Origin of the sequence: Agromyces binzhouensis (genome assembly GCF_004135055.1) — a bacterium.
GTDB classification, from domain to species: domain Bacteria; phylum Actinomycetota; class Actinomycetes; order Actinomycetales; family Microbacteriaceae; genus Agromyces; species Agromyces binzhouensis.
In genome coordinates this window covers 1-1,757 of record NZ_SDPL01000529.1, presented here as the reverse complement: position 1 = coordinate 1,757, position 1,757 = coordinate 1, and the positions used below count along the sequence as shown (strand labels likewise).

3 protein-coding genes are annotated in these 1,757 nt (G+C 71.8%); all 3 read left to right on the top strand.

What is annotated here, in order from left to right; genetic code table 11:
* On the top strand, positions 1–890 hold an 890-nt coding region (gene gmk, locus ESO86_RS16430), incomplete at its 5' end, for a guanylate kinase (RefSeq protein WP_242492425.1).
* Between the two features lie 61 nt (positions 891–951).
* Positions 952–1,209, top strand: coding sequence for a DNA-directed RNA polymerase subunit omega (gene rpoZ / locus ESO86_RS16425; protein WP_092669843.1), 258 nt, complete (start codon positions 952–954; stop codon positions 1,207–1,209).
* A gap of 19 nt (positions 1,210–1,228) precedes the next feature.
* The coding region (locus ESO86_RS16420) for a flavoprotein (protein WP_277985244.1) at positions 1,229–1,757 on the top strand (529 nt) is incomplete at its 3' end.

The following is a 1,757-nucleotide window of genomic DNA, read 5'->3' as shown; positions in this document are numbered from 1 at the left end:
CGCCCGAGGTCGACCGGGTCGCCGCATCGCGTGCCGCGGTCGCCGCCCGACGCGCCCGCGCCGCGGTCAAGCACGACGTCGCCGCCGGCGCACGCAGCCCGCTCGACGTGCTGAGGGTCGCCTACGACGACCCGGAGGGCGTCGAGGGGCGGCTTCGCGTCTCGGAGTTCCTCACGTCGATCCCGGCCATCGGGCAGACCAAGTGCACGCGGATCATGGAGGAGCTGCAGATCGCGAACTCCAAGCGGCTCGGCGGCCTCGGCCGCCTGCAGCGACGGCGGTTGCGCGAGTTCACCGCCGGTTGGATCGCCGACCACGGCGGCACCGGCGACCGGCTCGTCGTGCTCGCGGGTCCGACCGCGGTCGGCAAGGGCACCGTCGCGGGCTACATCCGCGAGCACCACCCCGAGGTGAAGCTGTCCGTGTCGGCCACGACGCGCGCACCGCGGCCGGGCGAGGTCGAGGGCGAGCACTACTTCTTCGTCTCCGACGACGAGTTCGATCGGATGATCGCCGCCGGCGAGCTGCTCGAATGGGCGACCGTGCACAACGCGTACCGGTACGGCACTCCGCGCGGCCCCGTCGAGGAGGCGATCGCCGCGGGCAGCAGCGTCCTGCTCGAGATCGACATCCAGGGCGCGCGCTCCGTCCGCCGGGCGATGCCCGAGGCGACGCTCGTGTTCCTGCTCCCGCCGACGTGGGATGAACTGGTGCGGCGGCTCGTCGGGCGCGGCACCGAGAGCCCCGCCGAGCAGCAGCGCCGTCTCGAGACCGCCAAGGTCGAACTCGCGGCCGTGGAGGATTTCGACCACCAGGTCGTCAACCACGAGGTCCGCGAGGCCGCGCAAAAGGTCGTAGACTTGATGAGGCCTCGCCGGGGCCGGCGTTAGCCTGCCTCGCGCCACGATCTTCCGCGCACCAGGCGTGCGCCCCACCTGAAGGAGTCCCTCCATGGCTGAGAAGCTGTCCGGCATCATCGACCCGCCGATCGACGACCTGCTGTCGAAGGTCGACTCGAAGTACCAGCTGGTCATCTTCGCCTCCAAGCGGGCGCGCCAGATCAACGACTACTACGCCGACCTGCACGAGGGCAGCCTGTTCGACAACGTCGGCCCGCTGGTCGACTCGTCGATCGACGACAAGCCCCTGTCGGTCGCACTCCACGAGGTCAACGAGGACAAGCTGCGCCTCCGCCCGATCGGCGAGTAGCCGGCAGGCCCGGATGCCGCTGAACATCGTCGTCGGCATCACCGGCGGCATCGCGGCGTACAAGGCCGTGTCGGTGGTGCGTTCGCTGGTCCTCGCGGGCCACGACGTGCACGTCGTGCCGACCGAGTCGGCGCTGCGGTTCGTCGGGCGCCCGACGCTCGAGGCCATCTCGCGCAACCCGGTCCACGTCGACCTCTTCGAGGGCGTGGCCGAGGTGCGCCACGTCGCGATCGGCCAGGCGGCCGACCTGATCGTGATCGCGCCCGCGACGGCGAACTCCATCGCGAAGCTCGCCACGGGACTCGCCGACGACCTGCTCGGCAACACGGTGCTCGCCAGCGAGGCGCCGGTGGTGGTCGCTCCCGCGATGCACACCGAGATGTGGCGGCATCCCGCGACGCAGGCCAACATCGCGACGCTCCGCGACCGCGGCGTCACGATCGTCGGGCCGGCGGTCGGCCAGCTCACCGGCGCCGACAGCGGCCCCGGCCGGCTCGAGGAGCCCGACGTCATCGTCGCGGCGGCGCTCGAGGTCGCCGCACGGCACG